Annotated in this window: 1 pseudogene; it reads left to right on the forward strand. The window is 54.5% G+C overall.

Going from position 1 to position 213, the window contains the following annotated elements:
* Nucleotides 1–33: 33 nt before the first annotated feature.
* Nucleotides 34–213, forward strand: a pseudogene (locus AF337_RS45055) (ABC transporter substrate-binding protein); the annotation flags it as partial.

A 213-nucleotide genomic window follows, 5' to 3' on the forward strand; every position in this document is an offset into this window, starting at 1 on the left:
TTCTCGTGGTCTCGGCGATCTGTATAATATACAGTTTCATTCCGTGTTCCCGTCGCGGTTACCTACGAGCCCTACATTTCAACGGCGCTGGCCCAGGACAAGAATATCAAGCTGCTTTTTGAAGCCGGCAAGGATCCGGGCCTAGTCTCCGACGTTCTCGTCGTTCGCGAGGAGGTGCTGAAGCAGAAACCTGGGCAGGTTCTGGCCATGATC

The sequence above is a fragment of the Rhizobium ecuadorense genome (assembly GCF_001187535.1).
Taxonomy (GTDB): domain Bacteria; phylum Pseudomonadota; class Alphaproteobacteria; order Rhizobiales; family Rhizobiaceae; genus Rhizobium; species Rhizobium ecuadorense.